This is a genomic window from Streptococcus sp. GMD4S (genome assembly GCF_000296955.1).
In genome coordinates this window covers 1-590 of sequence record NZ_AJRE01000394.1, presented here as the reverse complement: position 1 = coordinate 590, position 590 = coordinate 1, and the positions used below count along the sequence as shown (strand labels likewise).

The 590-nt window shown below is 45.6% G+C and carries 2 protein-coding genes; both read left to right on the top strand.

Going from position 1 to position 590, the window contains the following annotated elements; genetic code table 11:
* The coding region (locus tag GMD4S_RS10110) for a RapZ C-terminal domain-containing protein (RefSeq protein WP_000685798.1) at positions 1–182 on the top strand (182 nt) is incomplete at its 5' end.
* Positions 179–590 (top strand): 2-phospho-L-lactate transferase CofD family protein (locus GMD4S_RS10105; RefSeq protein ID WP_001231064.1); only part of this gene is annotated, 412 nt, incomplete at its 3' end. The genes GMD4S_RS10110 and GMD4S_RS10105, both read left to right, overlap by 4 nt.

The following is a 590-nucleotide window of genomic DNA, read 5'->3' as shown; positions in this document are numbered from 1 at the left end:
TTTTGCCAAGTTACAAAAAAGAAGGCAAGTCTGTTTTAACCATTGCAGTAGGATGTACAGGTGGACAGCACCGTAGTGTTGCCTTTGCAAAACGAATCGCTGAGGACCTTGCTAAAAACTGGCCTGTCAATGAAAGCCATCGTGACAAAGACAGAAGAAAGGAAACGGTAAACCGTTCATGAGAAAACCAAAGATAACGGTAATTGGTGGAGGAACAGGTATCCCCGTCATTTTGAAAAGTTTGCGAGAAAAGGATGTTGAGATCGCAGCCATCGTAACGGTAGCTGATGATGGTGGATCTTCTGGTGAGCTAAGAAAGAATATCCAACAGCTGACACCACCAGGTGATCTCCGTAATGTCCTTGTGGCCATGTCGGATATGCCCAAGTTTTATGAGAAGGTTTTTCAGTACCGTTTCTCAGAAGAGGCCGGAGCATTTGCGGGTCATCCACTGGGGAATATCATCATAGCAGGGCTCTCTGAAATGCAAGGGTCCACTTATAATGCCATGCAGCTGCTAAGTCTCTTTTTCCACACAACAGGAAAAATCTACCCCTCAAGCGATCAGCCTTTGACACTGCATGCAGTCT